Here is a 25947-nt window from a genome sequence, read left to right on the forward strand (position 1 = left end):
TCGCTGTGCGGCGCTGCACGCGCCAGCGTCGCAGCGCCGCACAGCGAGGCCGCCGCGCATGCACCGCAACCGCTGCGCTGCTCGGGCTGGAGCCAGGCAACCGCCCCTTCGATGGCAACCACAAACGCCTCGGCTTCGACCAGGCGAAGCGCCCGGTCGTTGTTGTCTGCAGGAGAGCGAGAGTCCCGACACATTTGTTTGAGTTCCAACAGTAGCTTTTACAAACGATACATTTTTCCTCGCATTTTCGTCAATGGTGTTACGCGATAAAGTCGAACATCAGAATCGGCTGAACTGCCGCATCCGGGAGCGGATCCGGTCGGGTGGCTCGTCTCCTGTGAACGCGGAAGTCAAACAGGCAATACCATTCGCCCCGAGCTGATTCGGCGGCGAACGGTATCGGGTTGCGGGGCAAATGACGCTTACTTGATGAAGCGCACCTGGCTGAAGATCCGCTCCATCACCGGCACCTTCTTCTCGTTGAAGTGCGCCTTGTTCTGCTCGATCAGGTTGTTGCCCTTGGTGTCGATCGAGATGATCAGCGGCCCGAACTCCCTGACGCGGTTGACCCACAGCGTCTCCGGCATCCCCAGATCCTGCCACTCCGCGCGCTCGATCTCCTCGACCTTGGTCGCCGCGAGGACCGCGCAGCCGCCCGGGAAGATCGCATGCACGGCCTTGCCTTCCTGGCAGCCCGCCGCCGTTTCCGGCCCCATGCCGCCCTTGCCGACGATCAGCTTCACGCCGGTCTGCTTGATGAACTCGCGCTCGAACTTCTCCATCCGCATGCTGGTGGTCGGGCCGATCGACACCATCTCGAACTTGCCGTCGTCCTTCTTGCGCACGATCGGGCCGGCATGGAAGATCGCGCCGCCTTCGAGATCGACCGGCAGCTCGCGCTTCTGCTCGATCAGGCGGCGGTGCGCGACGTCGCGGCAGGTGACCAGGTGGCCGGTGAGATACACGACATCGCCGACATTCAGGCCTTCAAGGTCTTCGTCGCGGATCGGGGTTTGCAGGATCTTCTTCACAGCACCACTCCTTCGTGGGACAGGATGTCGTAGGACAGGTCGGCGTTGAAGCGGATCTTGCCGCGGCGGTGCGCCCAGCAGCCGGTCGACACGGCGACCCCGATTGTCGAGGGGTGACGGGCGGAGGATTCGATGTTCACGCCCATCACGCTGTTGTTGCCGGTGAGGCCTTGCGGGCCGATGCCGACCTCGTTGAGGCCCTCTTCGAGGAGCTCCTCCATCAGTGCGGCGTTCGCGTTGGGGTTCTTCGAATTCACCGGCCGCAGGATCGCGCGCTTCGACAGCCGCGCCGCGGTCTCGACCGAAGTCGACACGCCCACGCCGACCAGCAGCGGCGGGCAGGCATTGACGCCGCGCGACGTGATCACGTCGAACACGAACTCGGTGACGCCTTCGTAGCCCTGGCCCGGCATCAGCACCGTCGCCTTGCCGGGCAGCGTGCAGCCGCCGCCCGCCATATACACGTCGATCGTCGCGCAGTCCGAGTCCGGCACGATTTCCCAGTCCAGCCAGGGAATCTTCGAGCCCGTGTTGGTGCCGGTGTTCTTCTCGTCGAAGGTCTCGACCGCGTTGTGGCGCAGCGGCCCGATTTTCGTCGCGCCCAGCGTCGCGTTCTGCAGGATCTCTTCCAGCTCGCCCAGCAGCGGGAACTTCGCGCCGGCCGAGATGAAATACTGGATCACGCCCGTGTCCTGGCAGCTCGGCCGGTCGAGCTTGTCGGCGGCCTCCTGGTTCTCGGCCATCGAGTCGTAGATCGACTTCGCGAGCGGGTTGGTTTCGAGGGTGCGAAGGTCGGCCAGTTTCCGCTTCACATCGGTCGGCAGGCGTTTGCCGATGCAGGACGTGAATTTGGCCATCGTGTCCGTCAGCGACTGGACGGCATTTTCCTTATCCATTCTTGTGCTCCTGATAAATCTGTTGGGGTTGGGCGGTGTGTCAGTGCGTTGCCGCTTCGGCGGTCACCGCCTGCGGCTTATGGGAACGGGCCAGCATCAAGGTCAGGAAGGCCGAGAGCACGAGCAGGCCGGCGACGAAGTACAGGCCGCCGGTGAAACTGCCGGTCTGGTCCTTGACCCAGCCAATCATCGCCGGGCCGGCAAAGCCGCCGAGGTTGCCGATCGAGTTGATGGTCGCGATACCGGTGGCGGCCGCAGCGCCGGACAGGAAGGTGGTCGGCATGCTCCACAGCGGCGGCTTGGCGCAGCTGATACCGACGTTGACCAGGGTCAGCGCGGCAATCAGGCCGACGACGGTGCTGGCGCCGCCGGCAACCACGAGGCCGGTCGCCGCCGCCAGGCAGGCCAGGATGACGTGCCAGGTGCGCTCGCCGGTACGGTCGGAATGGCGCGACCACAGGACCATCGCCACCACCGAAACGATCGGCGGGATGGCATTTAGGAAGCCGACTGTCATCGACGAGACGCCGAGCTGCTTGATGATCTGCGGCGCCCAGATACCGAGGGTATAGAGACCGGCGGAAGTGCCGAAGTAGATCATCGCCAACGCCAGCACCTTGGGATTGGCCAGGCCGCTGAGAATGCCGTGCTTGGCGCTGCCGGCCTTGCTGGCGTTTTCCTCGTTCATGGCCTTGACCAGCCAGGCGCGTTCGTCGTCCTTGAGCCACCTCGCCTGCTCGGGCTTGTCGGTCATGTAGAAGAACACGACCACGCCGAGGATCAGGGCGGGAACGGCTTCGAGGATGAACATCCACTGCCACCCCTGCATGCCCATGACACCGTCCATCTCCAGCAGCGCGGCGGAGATCGGCGAGCCCAGCGCGGTGGAGAGCGGTGCCGCAGCCATGAAGAACGCGGTCACGCCGGCGCGATGGCGGGCCGGGAACCAGTAGCTGAGGTACAGGATGATCCCGGGGAAGAAGCCCGCCTCCGCCGCCCCGAGCAGGAAGCGCATCACGTAGAAGCTGGTCGGGCCTTCGACGAAGGCCATGGCGCCCGAAATGATCCCCCAGGTCACCATGACCCGGGCGATCCACATGCGCGCCCCGACCTTGTGCAGGACGATGTTGGAGGGCACTTCGAACAGGAAATAGCCCCAGAAGAAGATGCCCGCGCCAAAGCCGAGGATCGACGCGGTGAAGCCCAGATCTTCCTTCATGGTCAAGGCGGCGAAGCCGATGTTGACCCGGTCGATGTAGGCGATGAAGTACAACAGCATGATGAAGGGCACGATTCGCCAGGTGATCCGGCGCAATGTGCGTTTTTCGATATCAAGATCCACCTGAGTCTCCTCCGTAACGCGTTGTGAAGTCCGGGATGTGCCCGGATGAGAAGCCCGGGAATCGTCTGGGGCGACTCTTCCGGCCTTCCCCGGGCGAACCCGGTCAGTGCTGCTTCTCTGCAAGGGATTACGCAGGGAGGAGAGTAATGGCTTCGATTACTGATAGAATCGATATAAAGTTAATACATTGATTCCTACCAGTTAATAATCAAGCCGCGATGAATCCGAACTCCGAACTGGCCTTCTTCTGCCTGCTGGTGAAGCTCGGGAGTCTCGCAGCGACGGCGCGGGAGATGAACCTCACGCCGCCCGCGGTCACGAAGCGCCTGGCCCAGCTCGAGGAACGCCTCGGCGTGCGGCTCTTGAACCGCACGACGCGCAGGATCAGCCTCACCAACGAAGGCGAGGTGTACTTCACCAACGCGCAGCGCATCCTCGGCGACATCGCCGAAATGGAAAGCCGCGTATCCGGTAGCCGGGCCGTGCCGAAGGGACTGCTGCGGGTGAATGCCCCGCTGGGATTCGGGCGCTCCTACATCGGCCCCGCGATCTCGCGCTTCACGAAACGCTACCCGGACGTCGAAGTGCAGCTCCAGCTCACCGACCGCCCGGTGAGCCTGCCCGACGACGCCATCGACGTCGCGATCCGCTTCGGCGACATCCCCGATTCACGCCTCATCGCGAAGAAGATCGCATCGAACCGCCGCCTGCTGTGCGCCTCCCCTGTCTACCTCAAGTCGCGCGGTCGCCCGGAAATCCCGGCGGATTTGCAGCGCCATGATTGCATCGTGCTGCGGCAGAACGAATCGGCCTACGGCGTGTGGCGGCTCGCGCGCGGCAAGCAGGGTGAGGCGGTAAAGGTGCACGGCAAGCTCAGCACCAACGACGGCGAAGTGGCGCTGAACTGGGCGCTGGACGGGCACGGCATACTGATGCGCGCCGAGTGGGACGTCGCCAAGTACCTGCGCAGCGGCCGGCTGGAACAGGTGCTCGCCGACTACGAGACGCCTGCGGCGGACATTTATGCGGTGTACCTGGAGCGGCTGAACCTGTCGGCGAAGGTGTCGTTCTTCGTCGAACACCTGCGCGAATACCTCAGCACGCACGCGGACAGTCCGGAGAGTAGGAAATCGGCGTGGTGAGCGGCGGTCGAATTACGGGCCTTTACTCGTAGCGAGTCGGGAGTGAAAGATCCTGACGATCTGCTCGCCGGCGAGAAATTGAAAACGCGGCGCTGCAGAATATCGAAGACCCGACCGCGCAATCAGCTTGCGTGCGCAAGAACCTCGGCGGCCCATTGGTTGATGCTCTTGCCGTGAGCCTCCGCCATCATCGCCGCGTGCAGGGGCAGTGTGCGTAACCGCGGTAACATGGCGGCTCGCCGACCGGTTTCGGCCGGCGAACCGCGTCCCGCACATCACGTCACGATGAAATCCCCGGCGTCCAGAGTCGGCGTGCCGGTCAGCGTCGCGAACTGAACCGCGGCTCCCGCTCCGTTGCCGTCGGCATCGTAGTAAAGGCCTCCGGTGCTCGTGTTGTAGAGAACATAGTCGTTGGCATCGGCGGCCTCGCCCGTCATGTTGGAGGCGAAGTTCGCGGCCGAGAGGCTGCCGGTCGCAGCGAGCTTCCTGAAGATCTGGTTCTCAAGCTGGATCGTGTCGGTGGTGCCGTCAAAGTCCGTCAGCGTATCGATGTTGGTCGAACCCAGGGTGCTGTCGAAGCGGAAAACATCCGCGCCCGCGCCCCCGCTCAGCTCGTCGAGCCCCAGACCGCCGACCAGCACGTCGTTCCCGGCTCCGCCCCGGAGCACGTCGTTTCCGCCAAGCCCTTTCAGGGTGTCCGCCCCTTCGCTGCCCGACAGGACGTTCGCCAGCGTGTTCCCCGTGCCACTCAGGCCGGTCTGTCCGGTCAGTACGAGGTTTTCGACGTTTGTACCCAGGGTGTAGCCGATGCTCGACACGACCGTGTCCGAGCCTCCCGACGCGCTGCCCTCGGAGACCACGTCCTTGACGTTGTCCACGATGTACGTGTCATCTCCATTGCCGCCGGTCAACCTGTCCGCGCCGGCGCCTCCGTCGAGTGTGTCGTTGTAGGCGGTGCCGGTCAGGGTATTCGCGCCGGCATTGCCGATCAGCGTCAGGCCGTTCAGGACCGCCGATGCGTCCACATTCAGGGCCGTCGTTCCCGAGGTGTTTGCCGTGGCTCCCGTGCCCGTGCCTGCGACGACCTTGTCGATGCCGGTGTCCGACGCATAGAGCTTCAAGGTGCTCGCGGAGGCCGACGTGAAGCGGACTTCATCCGTACCGGTCGCACCCGTGTCGGAGATTTCCGCTGCCAGGTGATCGGACGCGAGGTTGATCACATACAGGTCGGAGCCCTCCCCGCCCAGCAGCTTGTCCGTCCCCGCGCCGCCATCCAGCATGTCGTTGCCGTCCAGCCCGTACAGCGTGTCGCTTCCGCCAAGGCCGGTGAGGCTGTCGTGGCCGCCATCGCCGTAGAGCGTATCGTTGCCGCCGGATCCGGTCAGGGTGAGATTCGGGATGGGTAGCACGGGGGCCGTGGCGAGGCTGTTGACGCTTTCCGTCGTACCGTAGCCATCGACATAGCTGGCGGTGACGGAAATGGTCCTGCCCACGTCGCTTGCGGCGAGCGTGTAGCTGCTTCCGGTCGCGCCGGCGATTGCGGCACCATCGACGCTCCACTGGTAGCTGAGCAGCCCGACTCCGTCTTCATCCGCCAGGTTGCTGGTCGCGGTCAGGGTCTGGCCCTGCATCGCGGTTCCATCGATGACCACCTCTCCGGTCGGCTGGTCGTTGACGTTGGCGACGGGAACCGTCGGCGCACTCGCAACGCTTTCGGCAGCGCCGAAGCCATCGACATAACTCACGGTGACCACAACGCTCTTGCCCACGTCACCCTGCTTGAGGGTGTAGCTGATCCCGTTGGCACCTGCGATTGCTACGCCGTCCACACTCCACTGGTAGCCAAGTGCGCCTAGCCCATCGACGTCCGCAAGGGTGTGGAAGGCCGCGAGCGTCTGTCCCTGGATTGCCTCGCCAACGACAAGAACCTCACCGGTGGGCGCATCGTTCAGGTTCGCCACCGGCGACATCGTGAAGCCGGTGACGCTCTCGGTCATCCCGAAGCCGTCGACGTAAGTGGCGGTCACGGTAATGTTCTTGCCCACGTCAGCCTGCGACAGGGTGTAGCTGTCTCCGATCGCACCGTCGATCGCGACGCCGTTGGCACTCCACTGGTAATGAAGCTCGCGGATTCCGTCGGCGTCCGCCAGGGTATTGGACGCAACGAGGGTCTCGCCCTGCACCGGAGCGCCGCCGATCGTGACCTCGCCGGTCGGCGCGTCATTGACGTCCGTCACGGCCATCATCGACATCGTTTGCGCGTTCCACACGGTGCCGTCGCCGAACTGGATCTCCTGGATCGTACCCGGCGCGAAGCGCAATTCGTCATTAGTCCCGATAATGCGCAGAACATATTGCTCGGCTTGCGGGCCGCTGACGTATGGGTCGAAGGTGCCGGGTCGATACAGCAACGTCACCTGGTCCGGCTCGATCGTGGGCGCGGTGACGATACGGCTCTGCTCCATCCAGGTGGCACCGCCGTCCATGATGGTGTCGGAGCCGCCGCCGGCGGCGAGCACGTAGGTGTCGGAGCCGGCACCGCCCTCCAGCCGGTCGTCGCCGGAGCCGCCGTCGAGCACGTCATTGCCGCCGTTGCCCATCAGCTGGTCGTCGCCCGCGCCACCCAGCAGCACGTCCTGCCCTTCCGTGCCCCACAGCCAGTCATTGCCCGCCGTGCCCTGCTGCAGCTGCGTCTGCCACACCGCCTGGTCGATGGCGAACTGGTCCCACACCGTGCCGTCACCGAACTGGATCTCCTGGATCGAGCCAGGGTTGAAGCGCAGTTCGTCGTGCGAGCCGAGCAGGCGCAGCACGTACTGGTCGCCCGTCCAATTGCCATACTGGTCGTAGCCGCCAGGCTCGCGCACCAGCGTCACCTTGCTCGGGTCGATCGTCGGGCCGGTGACGATACGATTCTGTTCCATCCAGGTGGCGCCGCCGTCCATGATGGTGTCGGAGCCGCCGCCTGCGGCGAGCACGTAGGTGTCCGAACCGGCGCCGCCCTCAAGCCGGTCGTCGCCCGCGCCGCCGTCGAGCACGTCGTTGCCGCCGTGACCCATCAGCTGGTCGTTGCCCGCGCCGCCCAACAGCACATCCTGGCCGTCCGCGCCCGACAGCCAGTCATCGCCTGCCGTGCCCTGCTGCAGCTGCGTCTGCCACACCGCCTGGTCGATGACGAACTGGTTCCACACGGTACCGTCGCCGAACTGGATTTCCTGGATCGTTCCGGGATTGAAGCGCAGCTCGTCATCCGAGCCGAGCAGGCGCAGCACGTACTGGTCGCCCGTCCAATTGCCGAACGCGTCGTAGCCGCCGGGTTCGCGCACCAGCATCACCTGACTCGGGTCGATGGTCGGCCCGGTGACGATGCGGTTCTGTTCCATCCAGGTGGCGCCTCCATCCATGATGGTGTCGGAGCCGCCGCCTGCGGCGAGGACGTAGGTGTCCGCGCCCGCGCCACCTTCCAGCCGGTCGTTCCCGGCGCCGCCGTCGAGCACGTCGTCGCCGCCGTGACCCATCAGCTGGTCGTTGCCCGCGTCGCCCAGCAGCACGTCCCGGCCGTCCGCGCCCGACAGCCAGTCGTTGCCCGCCGTGCCCTGCTGCAGCTGCGTCTGCCACACCGCCTGGTCGATGGCGACCTGGTTCCACACCGTGCCGTCGCCGAACTGGATTTCCTGGATCGAGCCCGGGTTGAAGCGCAGCTCGTCTTGCGAGCCGATCAGGCGCAGCACGTACTGGTCACCCGTCCAATTGCCATACTGGTCATAGCCGCCGGGCTCGCGCACCAGCATCACCTTGCTCGGGTCGATGGTGGGCCCGGTGACGATGCGGTTGTTCTCCATCCAGTAGGGTCCGTCGAAGATGGTGTCGGAGCCGCCGCCTGCGGCGAGGACGTAGGTGTCCGCGCCCGCGCCGCCCTCGAGCCTGTCATTGCCCGCGCCGCCGTCGAGCACGTCGTTGCCGCCGTGACCCATCAGCTGGTCATCGCCGGCCCCACCCAGCAGCACGTCCTGGCCCTCGGTCCCCCACAGCCACTCATTGCCCGCCGTGCCCTGCTGCAGCTGCGTCTGCCATACCGCCTGGTCGATGGCGAACTGGTCCCACACCGTGCCGTCGCCGAACTGGATCTCCTGGATCGAGCCCGGGTTGAAGCGCAGCTCGTCTTGCGAGCCGAGCAGGCGCAGCACGTACTGGTCGCCTGTCCAGTTGCCGAACGCATCGTAGCCGCCGGGCTCGCGCACCAGCATGACCTGGCTCGGGTCGATGGTCGGGCCGGTGAGGATGCGGTTCGACTCCATCCAGTAGGAGGCCCCGTCGACAATCGTGTCGGAGCCGCCGCCTGCGGCGAGGACGTAGGTATCCGCGCCCGCGCCGCCCTCGAGCTTGTCGTTGCCGGCACCGCCGTCGAGCACATCGTTGCCGCCGTTACCCATCAGCTGGTCGTTGCCCGCGCCGCCCAGCAGCACGTCCTGGCCCTCGGTTCCCGACAGCCAGTCGTTGCCCGCAGTGCCCTGCTGCAGCTGCGTCTGCCATACGGCCTGGTCGATGGCGAACTGGTCCCACACCGTGCCGTCGCCGAACTGGATTTCCTGGATCGAGCCCGGGTTGAAGCGCAGCTCGTCGTGCGAGCCGAGCAGGCGCAGCACGTACTGGTCGCCCGTCCAATTGCCATACTGGTCATAGCCGCCGGGTTCGCGCACCAGCATCACCTGGCTCGGGTCGATGGTGGGCCCGGTGACGATGCGGTTGCTCTCCATCCAGTAGGGTCCGTCGAAGATGGTGTCGGAGCCGCCGCCTGCTGCGAGGACGTACGTATCGGAACCGGCGCCGCCCTCGAGTTTGTCGTCGCCCGCGCCGCCGTCGAGCACGTCGTCGCCGCCGTTGCCCATCAGCTGGTCGTCGCCCGCGCCGCCCAGCAGCACGTCCTGCCCTTCCGTGCCCGCCAGCCAGTCGTTGCCCGCCTTGCCTTGCTGCAGCTGGGTCTGCCATACCGCCTGGTCGATGGCGAACTGGTCCCACACCGTGCCGTCGCCGAACTGGATCTCCTGGATCGAGCCCGGGTTGAAGCGCAGCTCGTCTTGCGAGCCGAGCAGGCGCAGCACGTACTGGTCACCCGTCCAATTTCCATACTGGTCATAGCCGCCGGGCTCGCGCACCAGCATCACCTTGCTCGGGTCGATGGTGGGCCCGGTGACGATGCGGTTGTTCTCCATCCAGTAGGGTCCGTCGAAGATGGTGTCGGAGCCGCCGCCTGCCGCGAGGACGTAGGTGTCCGCGCCCGCGCCACCCTCGAGCCGGTCGTCGCCGGCGCCACCGTCGAGCACATCGTCGCCGCCGTTGCCCATCAACTGGTCGTCGCCCGCGCCACCCAGCAGTACGTCACGACCTTCCGTGCCCCACAGCCAGTCGTTGCCCGCCATGCCCTGCTGCAGCTGCGTCTGCCATACCGCCTGGTCGATGGCGAACTGGTCCCAAACGGTACCGTCGCCGAACTGGATCTGCTGGATCGAGCCCGGATAGAAACGCAACTCTTCATCGGAGCCCAACAGCTTCGCGACGTACTGATTGGAAGCGGGATCACGGTACAGCACCAACTGCTTCGGGCCAATCGACGGCGCGGTGACGATCTGATGGTTGGCGCTGTCGATATAGATCAGGCTATCAAGCATATTGAATACTCGGTAATGGGTGAATGATCTGATGTGAATCGGGGCTGGGAATGAGCCATACACACGCAATCAGCACGAAAACATTGCGTGGCGGGAAACAGATAGACAAACAAAGAACTTCGGCATAATAAATTATGCCGAAGGCGCAACACACTTCTTTTTCTCGAGGGATACGGCGCAAGAGCCATCGTCATGCGCCGGGCAATGATTCGATGTCGGCAGCTTATTCCACCCTTCCCGGCCTCCCCGACTCATCCACGCCGGCCGCAACTGTTGCCTTGGTTGTGCGCGACAGCATCTTCGGGACATCAAGCGGGCGCCAGTAGCTTCCGCCTGCCGAGACGCAGCTCCACGCCCACCGCACCCAGCCGGTAAGCGCGATCGCGAGCCACAGCGCCCAGCCGAGCATCATCAGTCGATACGCGAACACGGGGATGCTGAAGAACTCCACGCTCGGTGTCGTTCCGTCGAGGCGGTCGAGGTACCACCTCAGGCTGAACGCGGTCGAGTCGTTTCCGGTCACGAGCATCTCCGGATAGCCGAGCAGGCCCTGTCGCAGCGCCGACAGCAGCGCGCTCGCCGCCAGCAGGGTGAAGATCAGCAGCAGCGCCTGGAACAGGTTGAAGCGCCAAGGCGAGGGATCGACATAGTTGCGCCGGATCGCAAGCAACACGAACCAGCCGATGACGAAGAACGCCGAGGCAATGGACGACTGGACGAGCCCGACGCCGAGGAGGATCCAGGTCACCATCCCCAGCGGCCCCGGCACGACGCGGGACAGGACGGCGGCGATCGCGACCACTACGATGAGCACGCCCCACAGCAGCACCGCCGGGCCGACCAGCGGCCCCTTGGTGAACAGCACCACGCGGTCCTGCGGCACGGCAAGGGCGATGCTTGCGTTAACCGCCTGTGCACCGAGGTCCAGTTGCGGCGAACGATAGTGGTTCGATGCCGCGGAGACGTCACGCCAGTCGAGCTGCACGGAATGCTCGCCGGGCGTGATCGGCAGCGCAAGCCGGCCCTTCTCCGCCCGTAGCGGCTGCACCTGGCCGTCGATCCGTACGGACAGGAGTTCCGCGCCATCGGGCAGGCCGATGACGTGATTGCCGCCGGCGCTGCTGCGAAGTCGCAGCTTGGCGGATGCGTCCGAAGAGCGCTGTCCGACGGTGGTGTCGATCTGGACCTCGTCGAAGGTGAGGGTTCCGCCGTCCATGCCCGACGGGCGTGACAGGGTCAGTTCGACCGCTTCGCCGGGCCAGAGCTGCCAGCGCGGCTGCCACGTGCCGCCGCTGGTCCACACCGCCGGCGCCAGCCCGGACGATTCGACATGCCACGACGGCGTTGCCGACACCGTCCAGCGCTCGATCTGGCCGGGGTGCGTCGAAGTCACCAGTCGCAATCTGTCGGCGTGCTCGAGAACGCTGGTAAAGCTCCGCGATGCGCCGGGCGCAAGATCGACGACCGCTTCTCCGTCCTCGACCTTGATGCCGGGATCAGTAACGGCCTCGCCCGCCAGCAGCGGAATTCGCACGCTGGTCTGCAGCGCGCTTGGTCCCTGACGGCGCACGACGGTGCGCACGGTCCAGGTCTGGTCGAAGATGACGTGCCGCTCGACCTCGGCAAATGGCGGCAAATCGGCCCCGCCCGCGAACTCTTTGTCCGCCTTCGCCTGCGTTTCACGCAGCCGTGACAGCGTCAGCGTTTCGGTCGCGAGCCCCCTTGCATCGATGCCGGACAGGCTCCAGCGCTCGAGCTGCGTGCCCACGCGTCGCGGCGCCAGCGGGAGATGGACCGGCACCTCGTCCTGATGGGCCGGGATGACGATCTCGATCGACGTGATGCCTGGGCGCACGCTCGCCCAGATCACTCCCTTGTCGTCGCGCAGCAGCGCCGGCGACTGCCCGCCCGCGAGCACGGACGAGGGCCGGATGTTCGCTCCGGGGCTGGGCAATGGCACCACCGTGCGGGCCTGCGCATGAACTTCGAGCTTCAGCGTGATCGTGTTGCCGGCGGCTTCGATGCGCATGTCGGCGAGGTCTGCGCACACCGGCGCGCACGCCGGCGCGGGATCGGGAGCAAGGAGTCGCGTGCGCAGCTCCCCGAGCAGCGCTTCCGACGGAAATGCCGATTGCGCCCGTGCATCGGTCGTCGTCGCCCCCATCCCGACAACCGCCACGACACCCAGCACCGCCGCGGAACTCAGCGCGCCGCGCAGCTTGCGCATCATGGCCGCGCGATCGAACTCCCAGCAGCGCCACAGCGCGAGCCCGAGCAGCAGCACCGAGAGCACCGACCACAGCGCAGAGCCTGCGGGGGGCAGCAAGGTCAGGGACAGGTTCTGACCGCTCGCGATCGGACCCTGCGACGCAAGCTCGATCACCGTCCAGCGCCAGCTCGGGATTCCGGGCCCTGTCTGGACCTTGAGGTTTGGATCGGGCCGGCTCGCCGCGGTGCGTGCCGTATCCTCCCGGGAGAGCGGAGCCACGAGCGAGGCCGCCTCGTCGCGCAGCTTGCGCTCGACGTAGTTCTCCGCCTCCTGTGCGACCGGAGGCGCGGCCGGCCGGGCGGACGCAGGTGCACGCGCCGCCCGGCTCATCCCCGCGGTGGCCTGCGAATAGCTCATCCCGAGGGCCGGATACATGGCCTGGCGGATCTGATCGACGGCGAAGGGAACGAGCATGAGGGCAATCAACACCCCGCTGAAGAGCGCGCCGCGCGCCGCCCAACCGCGCAGCTTCGCATTGGCTGGAACCGCTGCCGCAATCGCACGGAAGAGGACCAGCGCCAGCCACATGAATTTCGGCGCCCCCCACGTGTGCCACGTCAGCACGAGCCCCGCGAGCAGGATCAGGGCGGGGAGCGGGCCGACGACCCGGAAGGTCACCGCCGCGATCAGCAGAACGCCGAAGATGTCCCACAGTGTCCACGACATCAGCCATTCGCCCTGCACCGAATCTGCGCCCGCGGCGTGTATCAGGCGCCATCCCGGTGGCAGGTTGAGCTCGGCCGCCCAGCCGCTGAGCGGCACGGTCCAGCCACTCGCGGGAATCTCCCGCACGGACGAGTCGATGCGGCTGTCGGCCTCCAGCGCGATCGACGCCTCGCGCAGTTCCACGCCGCGGCCGGCCGCACTACGCGTCACCGGGAGATCGACGCCGTTGACCGACACCCGCCCCAGCGCGAACTGCTCTGGCAGGTCCAGCCGCCAGCTGCGGCCGATCGTTCCGCTTATCCTGTCCTGCACGGAGAATCCGCCACCGTCGAAGTCGAGCCACAGCGTGCGGCGAATCTGCAGGCGATCCGCCGCCCCGCCCGCATCCCCGCGCTGCACCTCGGCGATCCTCAGGGACTTTCCCGGCTGCAGCACGAAGGTCGGAAGGCCGGCCCATTCCGCCGGTACGCCCACGGATTTGGGATCGACTGCGGGCGGCCCCTCCAGATTCACCACGCGCACCGCGTTGCGCGGCGCGAAGGACCACACCTCCTGCTCTCCCGCCCCCTCCGGCAACTGTAGCTCGCTCGCGGAGCTCATCCTGCGCGACGTGACGTTCAGCACCCACGAACCGGCGCGCGCCTGCACCTTCAGGCTGCCGTCGGCGTCGATGCGCGCCGGCAGCCCGCCTTCGACGGCCAGCGGAACGAAGCCCTCAAGCACCGCATGCGGAACGCGCACCTCGCGCTGCCGGCCCGCAATCGAGAACTCGTAGCGCACCGTCGAAACCATCGGCACGTCGTCGGTGAACTGCCGGAATACGCGTGTGGACAGCGAGTCGTCCGTGCCATCCTTGTCCGGCGCGGCGCGCAGCCAGAGCTGGCCGGAAGCATCCGGTTGACTCGTGAAGCGCTCGCCGTCGAGGGTGACGGATACCTTCGCCACCTGCCGCGGCAGCTGCAGGTTCAGCGGCAGACGTTGCCAGTCGAAGCGCCCGGCGACCACGTGATGTCCCGGTCCCACGCGCAGCGACGGCCGCCCGTTTGCAGGCACGACCGCCACCGGTTCGCCGTCCAGGCGCACCTCGCGCGGCCAGGTCTCGATGTCGCCGGGCAGTTCCACCGTCCCGTCGGCGAAGGCGTCGACCGTCATCGTGAAGGCGCCCTGCCGGGCCGAGAGCTGCATCTCGATGCCCGCCGGCCAGATGCAATGCGCGGATTCCGGTTCGGATGCCGTGCGCGGGCACTCCGGCACCGGCGGATTATGGCGGGCCCAATCGACCCAGGGGCGGAGCGGCGGCGGGACCTCCTCCGGGTTCATCCGGCCGCTGCCGGCGTGGGCAAAGGATACACAGGCCAGCAGGCCTGCCAGCAGGGCAAGGATTCCTTGACGCTTCATCGCTCGCGGCTCCGCCGATCGAGTCCGCGGCGAGCATTATTGCCGGCTCGCGCGGATCAGGATCGTATGACAAAGAAGTCATCATAATGCCCGACCAGTCCGTCGGGATATGAACTTCTTCCGGAGTAGCAAGACGCGATACCTGGGGTGCGCCTATGCAACGCCAGCCGCTTCCGGATGAGGCGTCCCGGGTGCGTCAGGGAGCCGGATAACGAGCCAGTATGCCCGCTGCCTGCTGCGCGAAGATGCCGTGTACGGCCTTGGTCGGATGGATCCCATCCCAGAAGAAGTATTTGTCCGGCTGCTGGCAGGTATAGGGAGGCACGTTGGGAGTGACGCAGGGGTCCGTCACGTTTGTCAGACCGAAGCTGCCCGGCGCCGTGACGATGCTCGTCATCTGTGTCGCGATGTCCATGCGTGCAATCTGAATGTCGGGCAGGCCGGCAAGCGGCGCCAGCACGTTCTGCGACAGGGCCAGGTTGAAGGCTTGCGTCAGGCCGGAGGCCAGCGTGGCGGTGCCCGGAGCGAACTGCTCCAGGAAGCTGACGGCCGGCACCAGATCCAGGCGCGGCACATTCACGACGAGGAATTTCCTGGCTCCGGCAAAGTACAAGGTTTCAATATGAGAGGCGATGCTGCCCAGAGCATTCGCGATGACCGTGTTCGCGGCTCCCATCGCCTGAGCGGGGTCGCTGGTATCCTGGAGCGTGGTGGCGAACGCGACCATGGCATCGCGCACGTCATTGCTGCCAATCTCGATCGCATACAGGGCGTCAGCCGGGGCGTTGTTCCCGACGTCCTCGAGGAATACCCGCACCTGATCCGGCAGGTTTACCCGACCCGGGAAATCCACCGCGCGCGCGCCGCCGACCGCATAGTTCGAGGCCTTGCCTTTGCCCCGGAAGGCCGGGCCCACATCGCGGGCAAACCCACGCCCGACGGCGTACTGTTCGATCCACGTCGCGCCGTTGCTCAGATGATGCCCACCCTTGGCATAGGGCGCACTGGGCACGAGCGTTTCGTCCAGGCCCTCGTAATGCGGTGGCGTGGTCTGACGAACCGGGCTATCCAGATCCAGGCCGTCCACAGGATGCGTGAGTAGCGCAAACCCGTTGCCGGGATCGGATATGCTCGTGCCGAAGACGACGATGTTGCTGAAATCCAGTTGCGCACTGGCGAGTCCCGGCAGCGCCAGGACCAGTGCAGCGGACAGGAGACGCGTCCAGGTACCCAATTTGTTCTTCATTCTTTCACCTATGGCCAGCCAGTAAGTCATGCGGATTGAGCCGTCATCGGACGGGGAACACAACCGGAATATGCCGAAGCGGATCGGTCGCGGATCGATCCTTTTAGCATAGCGTCGGACAAATGACTATCAAGTGAAATGTTGCCGCCCAGGACAACTTCCGGCCGGGCACGACCGCTGCCCCCGCGCAGTTCGCCCTACCTCAGCAAACGATCCAGCCGATTCGCGAACGCCTGTCGATCACCGGCGCTGAATGCCGCCGGCCCGCCGGTGTCCACGCCGGTGCTGCGCAGGGTGTCCATGAAGTTGCGCATGTCGAGCAGTTGGCGGATGTTTTCCTTGCCGTAGAGTTCGCCGCGCGGCGACAGCGCGTGGGCGTCCTTTTCGACGATTGCGGCGGCGAGCGGGATGTCGGCGGTGATGACCAGATCCCCGGCCTGCACGTGCGCGGCGATGTACTTGTCGGCCTCGTCCAGGCCGCCCGGGACCTGGATCATCCGGATCTGCGGCGACGCCGGAATGCGCAGATACTGGTTGGCGACCAGGGTGAGCGGGCGTTTGGTGCGCTCGGCGGCGCGGAAGAGGATTTCCTTGATGACGCCGGGGCAGGCGTCGGCGTCGACCCAAATGTGCATGAAAATGTCCTGTTGTCAGTGCCGGATGCAGATCTTGCCGAAATGCCGGCCGCTGGCGAGGTATTGCATCGCTTCGCGCAGTTCCTCGAACGGGAAACTACGGTCGACGACGGGGCGCATGCCGCTGTGTGCAATCGCGCGCGACATGGCGAGGAAGTCCTCGCGGTTGCCGACGGTGATGCCCTGCAGGCGGACGTGGCGGGTGACGACCAGCCCGAGAGGCGCGTCCATGGCGCCGCCGCCGAGCACGCCGATCAGGCTGAGCGTGCCCCCAGGCCGCACTGCGCGCAGCGATTGCGCGAGCGTGCCCTGCCCGCCGACCTCGATGATGTGGTCGACGCCGCCGTTGCCCGCGGCATCGCGCGCGACGCGGCCCCACTCGGGGGTCGAACGGTAGTTGATGGTGACGTCGGCGCCCATTTCACGGACACGTTCGAGCTTCTCGTCGCTGGACGAGGTGCAGATGACCCGCGCACCGAGCAGCCTGGCGAACTGCAGTGCGAACAGCGACACACCGCCGGTGCCCTGCACCAGGACCGTGTCGCCGGCCTTCACGCGCCCTTCCGTGACCAGCGCTCGCCATGCGGTCACCGCGGCGGTGGGCAGGGTGGCGGCCTCGGTGTCGTCGAGGTGCGCGGGGACGTGGGCAACCGTGGCGGCCGGGACGACCATGTATTCGGCCATGGTGCCGTCGCTTTCGCAGCCGAGGCTGCGCGCCATGTGCTCCGAGCTCGGCTCGCCCCCGGGCCAGGTCGAGAAGAACAGCGGGCAGACACGGTCGCCGATGTGGAACGCGTCAACGCCGCTACCGACCTGATCGATGCGTCCGACGCCATCGCTGAGCATGATCAGCGGCAGCGCTTGCATGCGGGATCCGTAGCCACGCCGCGGCACGAGCAGGTCACGATAGTTGAGCGCGGAAGCGAGCATCCTGAGCCGCACCTCACCCGGCCCGGCGACGGGGTCGGGGCGCTCGCCGATGCGCAGGTTGTCGTCTGACCACGCGTTTTCGACCTGGAAGACTCTCATCCGAACTCCTCGCAACGTGGTGATGGCAGTGTGGGGATACTAATCCATGTGCGGCCGTTCGCCGGCATCGCAGCGCCGCTCCAGGCGACCAGACGTGCTCGAGCGCCGCACGGCGGGATACGCTGCGCTGCTCCCGCCCCACGAGACGGGGCCATCATCGGCGGCAGCACGATCGCATACGCCGCGGACGCGCAAAAAAAAAGTCCGGGCACCATGACCCGGACCTGCAAAACCCCTCTGGAGAGAAGGGGGAGAACACTGTGTGCCGGCGACTATTGCAGCTCGACCAGCAGATCCTTCGCGGCGACCTTGTCGCCGGGCTTCACGAACACTGCCTTCACGACCGCATCGCGGTCGGCGGTGAGCGCCGTTTCCATCTTCATCGCTTCGATCGACACCAGCGGCGTGCCCTTGGCGATCTTCTGGCCGGCGTGCACCGCCACAGTCACCACGGCACCCGGCATCGGCGCACCGATGTGGTTGGGGTTGGCTTCGTCCATCTTCGGATGGCGCCGTCCGGTCGGCGCGGCGCCCGCCTTGGGGATGCGCTGCAGGCGCGGCTGGCCGTTGAGCTCGAAGAAGACCTTCACGCGTCCCTCCTCGTCCGGCGTGTCGCTGCTGCCGGTCTGGCGCACGATCAGGCTCTTGCCCTTCTCGATGTCGACGCTGATCTCCTCGCGGTCCTTGAGTCCGTAGAAGAACACCGGCGTCGGCAGCAGCGACACGTCGCCGAAGCGCGCGTGGTGCGCGGCGTAGTCCTTGAAGACCTTGGGGTACATCAGCCACGAGGCGAGATCGGTGTCGGAGATCTGGCGGCCGGTGGCGGCCTGGGCTTCGGCACGCGCGGCGTCGAGGTCGACCGCGGGCAGGAAGTCGCCGGCGCGGCCCTTGAGGGGCTCGGCGCCCTTGAGGACCTTGCGTTCCAGCTCCTTGGGGAAGCCGTCGGGCGGGAAGCCCAGTTCGCCCTTGAAGAGCGAGATCACCGACTCGGGGAAGGCGATCTCCTTGGCGGGGTCGCGCACTTCCTCGGGCGTCAGATCGTTGGCGACCATGAAGAGCGCCATGTCGCCGACGACTTTCGACGTGGGCGTGACTTTCACGATGTCGCCGAAGAGCTGGTTCACGTCCGCGTAGGCCTGCGAGACTTCGGGCCAGCGGTGGTCGATGCCCATCGCGCGGGCCTGTTCGCGCAGGTTCGTGTATTGGCCGCCGGGCATCTCGTGCTTGTAGACGTCGGAGGTGCCGCAGCGGATGTCGGCCTCGAAGGGCGCATAGGCGCGGCGCACGCCCTCCCAGTAGTGCGACAGCGACTGCATCGCCTCCAGGTCGAGGCCGGTGTCGCGCTCGGAGCCGGCGAGGGCCGCGGCGATGGAGCCGAGGTTCGGTTGTGAGGTGAGGCCGCTCATCGCGTCCATCGCGCCGTCGACCGCATCCACGCCTGCCTCGATCGCGGCGAGCACGCTCGCTGCGGCGATGCCCGAGGTGTCGTGGGTGTGGAAGTGGATCGGCAGGCCCACCTCTTCCTTCAGCGCCTTCACGAGGGCCTTGGCGGCGCGCGGCTTGCACACGCCCGCCATGTCCTTGATGCCGAGGATGTGGGCGCCGGCCTTCTCCAACTGCTTGGCGAGATCCACGTAGTACTGCAGGTTGTACTTCGGACGGCTCGTGTCGAAGAGGTCGCCCGTGTAGCAGATCGTGCCTTCGCACAGGGCGCCGGCTTCATTCACGGCGTCCATCGCGACGCGCATGTTGTCGATCCAGTTGAGCGAATCGAACACGCGGAACACATCCACGCCCTCCTTCGCCGCCTGCTGCACGAAGTAGCGCACGACGTTGTCGGAGTAGTTGGTGTAGCCGACGGCGTTCGAGGCGCGCAGCAGCATCTGGAACAGCACGTTGGGCACCGCGGCTCGCAGACGCGCGAGGCGCTCCCACGGGTCCTCTTTCAAGAAGCGCAGCGCGACGTCGAAGGTCGCCCCACCCCAGCATTCGAGCGAGAAGAGCTCGGGCACGAGGCGCGCGTAGTGCGGCGCGATTTCCAGCATGTCGCGCGTGCGCATGCGGGTGGCGAAGAGCGACTGGTGGGCGTCGCGCATCGTGGTGTCGGTGAGGAGCACGCGGCGTTCGTTCTTCATCCACTCGGCGAAGCGCTGCGGGCCGAGTTCCTTAAGGCGGTCGCGCGTGCCGGCGGGCGGCGCGGCGGCGAGGTCGACCTGCGGCTTGATGGGCTTGGCGAGCGGGAGCTTGGGCGCCTGCCGGCCGGCCATCTCGGGGTTGCCGTTGACGCTGACTTCGCCGAGGAACTTCAGCAGCTTGGTCGCGCGGTCCTGGCGCTTCTGGAAGCGGAAGAGCTCGGGCGTGGTGTCGATGAAGCGCGTGGTGCATTCGCCGGAGCGGAAGAGCGGATGCGCGATGACGTTCTCGAGGAACTGCAGGTTCGAGGACACGCCGCGGATGCGGAATTCGCGCAGGCCGCGGTCCATGCGAGCGATGGCCTCGTCCGGGCTGTGGCCCCAGGCGGTGACTTTCACCAGTAGCGAGTCGTAGAACGGGGTGATGACTGCGCCCGAATAGGCGGTGCCGCCGTCCAGACGCAGGCCGAAGCCCGCGGCGCTGCGATAGGCGGTGATGCGGCCGTAGTCGGGGGTGAAGTTGTTTTCCGGATCCTCGGTCGTGACGCGGCACTGCAGCGCGTGGCCGTTGAGGCGGATGTCTGATTGCGCGGGCAGGTAGGCGTCGGCTGCGCCGATCTTCGCCCCTTCGGTGACGCGGATCTGGGCCTTGACGATGTCGACGCCGGTGACCTGTTCGGTGACGGTGTGTTCGACCTGAATCCGGGGGTTCACTTCGATGAAGTAGAAGGCGCCGGTGTCGGCGTCCATCAGGAATTCGACGGTGCCGGCGTGGGTGTAGTGCGCGGCACGGCACAGTTTCAGCGCGGCGTCGCACAGTTCGGTGCGGCGCGCGTCATCCAGGTAGGGGGCGGGGGCACGTTCGACGACCTTCTGGTTGCGGCGCTGCACCGAGCAGTCGCGCTCGAAGAGATGCACGAGATTGCCGTGGGTGTCGCCCAGCACCTGCACTTCGACGTGGCGGGCGCGGCGGACGAGTTTTTCCAGGTACACCTCGTCGTTGCCGAAGGCGGCGAGCGCCTCGCGGCGGGCGACGTCGAGCAGGCCGGGGAGCTCCTCCTCGTTCTCGATCGCGCGCATGCCGCGCCCGCCGCCGCCCCAGCTGGCCTTGAGCATCAGGGGGTAGCCGACTTCGCGCGCGAGGCGCTTGATCTCGTCGAGCTCGCGCGGCAGCGCGCCGGTGGCGGGCACGACCGGCACGCCGGCGGCGATCGCGAGGTTGCGCGCGGCGACCTTGTTGCCCAGATCGCGCATCACCTGCGGCTGCGGGCCGATGAAGGCGATGCCGGCGGCGGCGCAGGCTTCGGCGAATTCGGGGTTCTCGGACAGGAAGCCGTAGCCGGGGTGGATCGCGTCGACCTCGGCGTCCTTGGCGACGCGGATGATGTCGGCGATGTCGAGGTAGGCGGCGATCGGCTTCTGGCCGTTGCCCACGAGGTAGGACTCGTCGGCCTTGAAGCGGTGCAGCGCGAAGCGGTCCTCGTTGGCGTAGATCGCCACCGTGCGGATACCCAGTTCGCTCGCGGCGCGGAACACGCGGATCGCGATTTCGCCACGGTTGGCGACGAGGATGCTCTTGATCGGTTTCATGTGGCTGCCCTGCTTTTCTGGCTTCTAGCTGATTGTGGTTACTGACGAGTAAGTCCGATGCCGAACACGGCCGTCGTCATGGCCGCGACCCTTCGGGAATTTAAAGCCGTATGCCCCTACTTCGATGTTCGGTATGCGACATGTTCTTGCGGTATTCAGCCTGCGGCGGAATATTGTTCCGACCGGCCCTGCCTGACGCGGCCCCGTTCATGCGGCACAACGCAGGATGCGGGCCTTGGCGCGCATCTCCTCGTATTCATCATGCGCGACCGAATCGGCCGTGATGCCGCCGCCGACGCCGTATTCCGCGCGGCCGGTGAGGCCGTCGAGCGCCAGCGTGCGGATCGCGACGTTGAAGATGGCGTCCCCGCCCGGTTTCAGCACGCCGATCGCACCGCAATAGATGCCGCGCGCTTCGGCCTCGAGCCCGGCGATGATTTCCATCGCCTTGATCTTCGGCGCACCGGTGATCGAGCCGCAGGGGAAGAGCGCGGCGAAGATGTCCGCGAGATCCGCGTCCGGGCGCAGCTCGGCCGCCACCGTCGAGGTCATCTGGAACACCGTCGGATAGGCCTCGACGGAAAACAGGTGCGGCACGCTGACGCTGTGCGGTCGCGCGACCCGCGACATGTCGTTGCGGATCAGATCCACGATCATCAGGTTCTCGGCGCGATTCTTCTCCGAACCCGCCAGGACCTCGGCGTGCTCGGCATCCTGCTGCGGGGTTGCGCCGCGCGCGAGCGTACCCTTCATCGGCTTCGAGACCAGGCGTTCGCCGTCGCGGCGGAAGAAGAGCTCCGGCGACAAGGACAGGATGCGGTGGCGCCCGAGATCGAGCAGCGCGCAGTAGCCCGTCGGCTGACCCGCACGCAGGTGCTCGTAGAGCGCGCGATGGTCCCCGTCGAAGCGGCCGTGCAGGCGGATCGTGTGGTTGATCTGGTACACGTCACCTGCGCGGATGTGGTCGAGGATGCGACCGATGTCCGCGTCGTAGCGGTCACGCTCCACGCCCGGCTGCCAGCCGTCGCAACGCGCCGCCGCACGCGGGGGCTCGATCGCTTCCGCCGGTCCGTCGAACACCCCGAACCAGGCCAGCGGCAAGGCAGGACGCTGGCGAAAGCGAAAGGCGGGGTCGAAGGCGGCGCCCGCCTCGTAGCACACGAAGCCCGCGACCCACGCGCCGGCGCGTGCCAGTGCGTCGGCCCGTTCGAGCACCGCGCGCACGTCCTGCGGCTGGCGCGCAACGAGCTGCTCGCGCGGGGCCGTGAAGTGCAGCGGCGTGGCGCCGATGGCATCCGCCGGGAAGTCGAAGCGCAGCCTCATCTTCGCGCTCAGCGCAGGACCACGGTCCGCAGGCCGTTGATGAACACGCGATGCTCGAGCACGTAGCGCAAGGCGCGGCCAAGGGCCAGGCATTCGACGTGGCGGCCGGTGCTCAGGAGCTGGTCGGGCGTGTAGGCATGGTCGACACGCTCGACGGCCTGTTCGATGATCGGGCCTTCGTCCAAATCCGAGGTCGCGAAATGTGCCGTCGCGCCGATCAGCTTGACCCCGCGTGCATGCGCCTGCTCGTACGGACGCGCCCCCTTGAAGCCGGGCAGGAAGGAATGGTGGATGTTGATGACGCGCCCGGCGAGGCGTTCGCACATGTCCTCCGACAGCACCTGCATGTAGCGCGCGAGCACGACCAGTTCCGCGCCGCTCGATTCGATCAGCGCGCGCAGCGCCGCTTCCTGCTGCGGCTTGGTGTCCGGCGTGATCGGCAGGTGGTGGAAGGGCAGCCCTTCGGCGGTGGCGATCGGCCCGAGCGTGGGGTGGTTCGACGCCACGCCGACGATCTCCATCGGCAGTTCGCCGCGGCGCCACTGGTCGAGCAGGTCGCGCAGGCAGTGGTCGGCCTTGGACACCATCAGCAGCACCCGCATCGGGCGCTGCAGGTCGTGGATCGCGCCCTCGGGATCGCGGAAGCGTTTGCGCAATTCGCCATACTCGCCGCGTAGCGCCTCAACCGCGGCCGGCGTCGCGCCGACGAGACGGAACGCGGTACGCAGGTAGAAACGTCCGCTGAGGACGTCGTCGAAGACCGTGAATTCCTCGATGTATGCGCCGTGCTTTTCCAGCAGCGCGGTGACGGCTGCGGTCTGGCCGCGCTCTCCCGCGGACGCAAAGGTCAGCGCGAAGCGCGCGGATTCATTCGATGCTTGCGACATTTTCGCTTGCCTCGCGGTTGCGTGCGCTTGCGTTCTGCATCGCGCGGGTATGTTCGCCGCGGTTGGTGGTGCGTTCGATTCCGATTGCGGCGGCATAGCGGCTGACGCGCTGCTTGTAGAGGCCGACCGACACCTCCTGCACGCGCGGATCGAGGCCGAACGCGAAGTCGAAGACCTCGTTCACGCGCGTCTCGAGCAGCCCGGTGTGCGCGGTGCGCGGCCATTCGCTCGCGAGCCAGCGGCACAGCGGCTCGTAGTCGAGGCAGTCGCCGAGGCCATCCGGCACCGCCGGCGCGAGGCCGGTCAGGGTCACGGACACCCACATCGGCTGCGGTTCTTGCTCGTCCTCATAGATGCCCACCGCCAGGCGGGTTTCCAGCCGTTCGATCTTGACGCTCCAGATCCCGTTCATCGTTCAGCCTCCGATCACGCCGCGCGCCTGCAGGTCGGCGTGGTAGGACGAGCGCACCATCGGGCCCGAGGCGACGTGACGAAAGCCCATCTTCTCGCCGACGACGCGCAGCTCATCGAACTCGGCCGGCGTGACGTAGCGACGCACCGGCAGGTGGTGCAGGCTGGGCTGCAGGTACTGGCCGATCGTGACCATGTCGACCTTGTGCGCACGCAGATCGGCCAGCGTCGCCTCGATCTCTTCCCGCGTTTCGCCCACGCCCAGCATCAGGCCGGACTTGGTCGCGACCTCGGGGTGGCGCGCCTTGAAGGCCGCGAGGAGATCGAGCGAGTGTTCGTAATCGGCACCGGGACGCACTTCGCGGTACAGGCGCGGCACGGTCTCGATGTTGTGGTTGAAGACGTCGGGCGGCTCGGCCGTGAGCAGGTCGAGCGCGAGCTCGACGCGGCCGCGGAAGTCCGGGGTCAGCACTTCGACGGTGATGCCGGGGTTGGCGGCACGCACTTCGCGGATGCAGTCGGCGAAATGCTGCGCCCCGCCGTCGCGCAGGTCGTCGCGGTCCACCGAGGTGATCACGACGTACTTCAGGCGCATCCCCACGACGGTCTCGGCGAGGTTCTTCGGTTCGTCGGCGTCCAGCGGCAGCGGACGGCCGTGGCCCACGTCGCAGAACGGGCAGCGCCGCGTGCAGATCGCCCCCATGATCATGAAGGTCGCCGTGCCGTGGTTGAAGCATTCGCCCAGGTTCGGGCAGTTGGCTTCCTCGCACACGGTGTGCAGGCGGTTTTCACGCAGCGTGCCGGTGAGCTGGCGCACGCTCTTGGTGCCGCGGAAGGCTGCGCGGATCCATTCGGGCTTGCGCAGCTGCTCGGCGGGCGTGATCGGGACGATCTTGACCGGGATGCGCGCGGTCTTGTCGGCGCCGCGCAGCTTGATTCCGGTCTGGGGGGTGGGGGTGCTTGCGTTCTGCATGGGTGAGGCTCCGGCGGGCGATTCGGCTCTCGGTATCGCGTTCAGGTAATCCGTTCGCCCTGAGCCTGTCGAAGGGCCCGGCGCGGGGCTTCGACAGCCTCAGGGCGAACGGCTGTGGGGGTGGGCGCGATCGAGAGCCGGATCGCCCTTTACATCAGCCGCGGTAGTAGCGCTGCGGCACGAAGGGGGTGCTGGCGACTTCGATCGGGACCGGCTTGCCGCGGACGATCGCGGAGAGCTGGGTGCCGACCTTGGCCAACGCGGTTTCGACGTAGCCCATCGCGACCGGCGCTTCCAGCGTCGGGCCGAAGCCGCCGCTGGTGACGATGCCGACCTTGCGGCCGTCCGCGTCGACGATCTCCGCGCCTTCACGCACCGGCACGCGGGCATTCGGACGCAGGCCGACGCGCTTGCGCGACACGCCGTTGGCGATGTGGCCGAGGATCACGTCGGCGCCGGGATAGCCGCCGGCACGCGCGCCGTCGGCACGGCGGGGCTTGGACAGCGCCCACAGCAGGCTGCTCTCGACCGGCGAGGTGTTCACGTCGAGGTCGTGGCCGTACAGGCACAGGCCGGCTTCGAGGCGCAGCGAATCGCGCGCGCCGAGGCCGATCGGGGCGACTTCGGGGTGGCTCAGCAGCTCGCGCGCCAGGGCTTCGGCCTTGTCGGCGGGCACCGAGATCTCGTAGCCGTCTTCACCGGTGTAGCCGGAACGGCTGACGTAGCACGGCACGCCCAGCAGATCGACGGTGATGCTGTTCATGAACACCATCTTGCCGACTTCGGGCGCGAGGCGCGACAGCACGGTCGCGGCGGCCGGGCCTTGGAGCGCCAGCAGCGCGCGGTCGTCGAGCACTTCGACCTTGCAGCGGCCGGACAGGTGCTTCTGCATGTGCGCGATGTCCTGCGCCTTGCACGCGGCGTTGACCACGACGAACAGGCGGTCGCCGAAGTTCGCGACCATCAGGTCGTCCATGACGCCGCCGGTCTCGTTGGTGAACAGCGCGTAACGCTGCATGCCCTGCGGCAGGTCGATGATGTCGACCGGCACCAGGGTTTCAAGGGCCGCGGCGGCATCGGGGCCGACGAGGAAGACCTGGCCCATGTGCGACACGTCGAACAGGCCGGCCTGGGTGCGGGTGTGGGTGTGCTCCTTGATGATGCCCGCGGGGTACTGCACGGGCATCTCGTAACCGGCGAAAGGCACCATCTTGGCGCCGAGGGACACGTGCAGGTCGTACAGCGGGGTGCGCAGCAGCGGTGCGTCGGAATGGTTGTCGCTCATCATGTTTCCTTTGTCTGAGTGTC

At 66.7% G+C, this 25947-nt stretch carries 17 protein-coding genes; 1 reads left to right on the forward strand and 16 read right to left on the reverse strand.

The genetic code is table 11. The features are described 5' to 3' along the window. The 4 genes from GO615_RS08255 to GO615_RS08270 all read right to left on the reverse strand — a co-directional run. Window positions 1-194: SoxR reducing system RseC family protein (locus tag GO615_RS08255; protein WP_169126845.1), on the reverse strand; the 194-nt coding region annotated here is incomplete at its 3' end. Window positions 195-422: 228 nt separating this feature from the next. Beyond that, entirely contained in the window at window positions 423-1031 is a 609-nt protein-coding gene (ttdB, locus tag GO615_RS08260) for a L(+)-tartrate dehydratase subunit beta (protein ID WP_169126847.1), read from the reverse strand. Continuing rightward, window positions 1028-1927 (reverse strand): L(+)-tartrate dehydratase subunit alpha, encoded by a 900-nt coding sequence (gene ttdA, locus GO615_RS08265; protein WP_169126849.1) that lies wholly within the window; start codon window positions 1925-1927, stop codon window positions 1028-1030. Before ttdA ends, ttdB begins: the two co-directional genes overlap by 4 nt. Before the next feature lie 40 nt (window positions 1928-1967). Next, on the reverse strand, window positions 1968-3269 hold the full coding sequence (locus tag GO615_RS08270) for an MFS transporter (protein ID WP_169126851.1): 1302 nt from the start codon (window positions 3267-3269) through the stop codon (window positions 1968-1970). A gap of 218 nt (window positions 3270-3487) precedes the next feature. On the opposite strand from GO615_RS08270, the gene GO615_RS08275 reads away from it, so the two are divergent. Continuing rightward, window positions 3488-4411: a LysR family transcriptional regulator gene (locus GO615_RS08275; protein ID WP_169126853.1), complete on the forward strand. Its 924-nt coding sequence runs from the start codon at window positions 3488-3490 to the stop codon at window positions 4409-4411. Window positions 4412-4533: 122 nt separating this feature from the next. Here GO615_RS08275 and GO615_RS29505 read toward each other — a convergent pair whose 3' ends face one another. The 12 genes from GO615_RS29505 to gcvT all read right to left on the reverse strand — a co-directional run bounded on the left by GO615_RS29505 (window position 4534) and on the right by gcvT (window position 25924). Beyond that, window positions 4534-4641 carry a toxin-antitoxin system HicB family antitoxin gene (locus tag GO615_RS29505; protein WP_211167002.1) on the reverse strand — a complete coding sequence of 36 codons (108 nt, stop codon included), beginning with the start codon at window positions 4639-4641 and terminating at the stop codon, window positions 4534-4536. Window positions 4642-4686: 45 nt separating this feature from the next. Next, window positions 4687-10080: a calcium-binding protein gene (locus GO615_RS08285; protein ID WP_246262199.1), complete on the reverse strand. Its 5394-nt coding sequence runs from the start codon at window positions 10078-10080 to the stop codon at window positions 4687-4689. A 223-nt stretch (window positions 10081-10303) separates the two neighbouring features. After that, window positions 10304-14413, reverse strand: coding sequence for a hypothetical protein (locus GO615_RS08290; protein ID WP_169126854.1), 4110 nt, complete (start codon window positions 14411-14413; stop codon window positions 10304-10306). Window positions 14414-14609: 196 nt separating this feature from the next. Further along, window positions 14610-15659 carry an SGNH/GDSL hydrolase family protein gene (locus tag GO615_RS08295; protein ID WP_169126855.1) on the reverse strand — a complete coding sequence of 350 codons (1050 nt, stop codon included), beginning with the start codon at window positions 15657-15659 and terminating at the stop codon, window positions 14610-14612. 197 nt (window positions 15660-15856) lie between these two features. Next, on the reverse strand, window positions 15857-16294 hold the full coding sequence (locus GO615_RS08300; RefSeq protein WP_169126856.1) for a YaiI/YqxD family protein: 438 nt from the start codon (window positions 16292-16294) through the stop codon (window positions 15857-15859). A 15-nt stretch (window positions 16295-16309) separates the two neighbouring features. Continuing rightward, window positions 16310-17323, reverse strand: a complete 1014-nt coding sequence (locus tag GO615_RS08305) for a zinc-dependent alcohol dehydrogenase family protein (protein WP_169126857.1) — start codon at window positions 17321-17323, stop codon at window positions 16310-16312. 272 nt (window positions 17324-17595) lie between these two features. Then, complete coding sequence (locus tag GO615_RS08310; RefSeq protein ID WP_169126858.1) at window positions 17596-21045, reverse strand: pyruvate carboxylase; 3450 nt, start codon at window positions 21043-21045, stop codon at window positions 17596-17598. A gap of 207 nt (window positions 21046-21252) precedes the next feature. Further along, a complete protein-coding gene (gene pabB / locus GO615_RS08315; protein WP_169126859.1) occupies window positions 21253-22368 on the reverse strand; it encodes an aminodeoxychorismate synthase component I in 1116 nt (371 codons plus the stop codon). Window positions 22369-22376: 8 nt separating this feature from the next. Beyond that, entirely contained in the window at window positions 22377-23255 is an 879-nt protein-coding gene (locus GO615_RS08320; protein WP_169126860.1) for a formyltetrahydrofolate deformylase, read from the reverse strand. Then, window positions 23236-23667, reverse strand: coding sequence for a dihydroneopterin aldolase (locus GO615_RS08325; RefSeq protein WP_169126861.1), 432 nt, complete (start codon window positions 23665-23667; stop codon window positions 23236-23238). The genes GO615_RS08320 and GO615_RS08325 overlap by 20 nt, the downstream gene beginning before the upstream one ends. A gap of 3 nt (window positions 23668-23670) precedes the next feature. Next, on the reverse strand, window positions 23671-24639 hold the full coding sequence (gene lipA, locus GO615_RS08330) for a lipoyl synthase (protein ID WP_169126863.1): 969 nt from the start codon (window positions 24637-24639) through the stop codon (window positions 23671-23673). Between the two features lie 154 nt (window positions 24640-24793). Then, window positions 24794-25924 (reverse strand): glycine cleavage system aminomethyltransferase GcvT, encoded by a 1131-nt coding sequence (gene gcvT, locus GO615_RS08335; RefSeq protein ID WP_169126865.1) that lies wholly within the window; start codon window positions 25922-25924, stop codon window positions 24794-24796. Window positions 25925-25947 lie beyond the last annotated feature (23 nt).

The organism is Aromatoleum evansii (assembly GCF_012910805.1).
Taxonomy (GTDB): Bacteria; Pseudomonadota; Gammaproteobacteria; order Burkholderiales; family Rhodocyclaceae; genus Aromatoleum; species Aromatoleum evansii.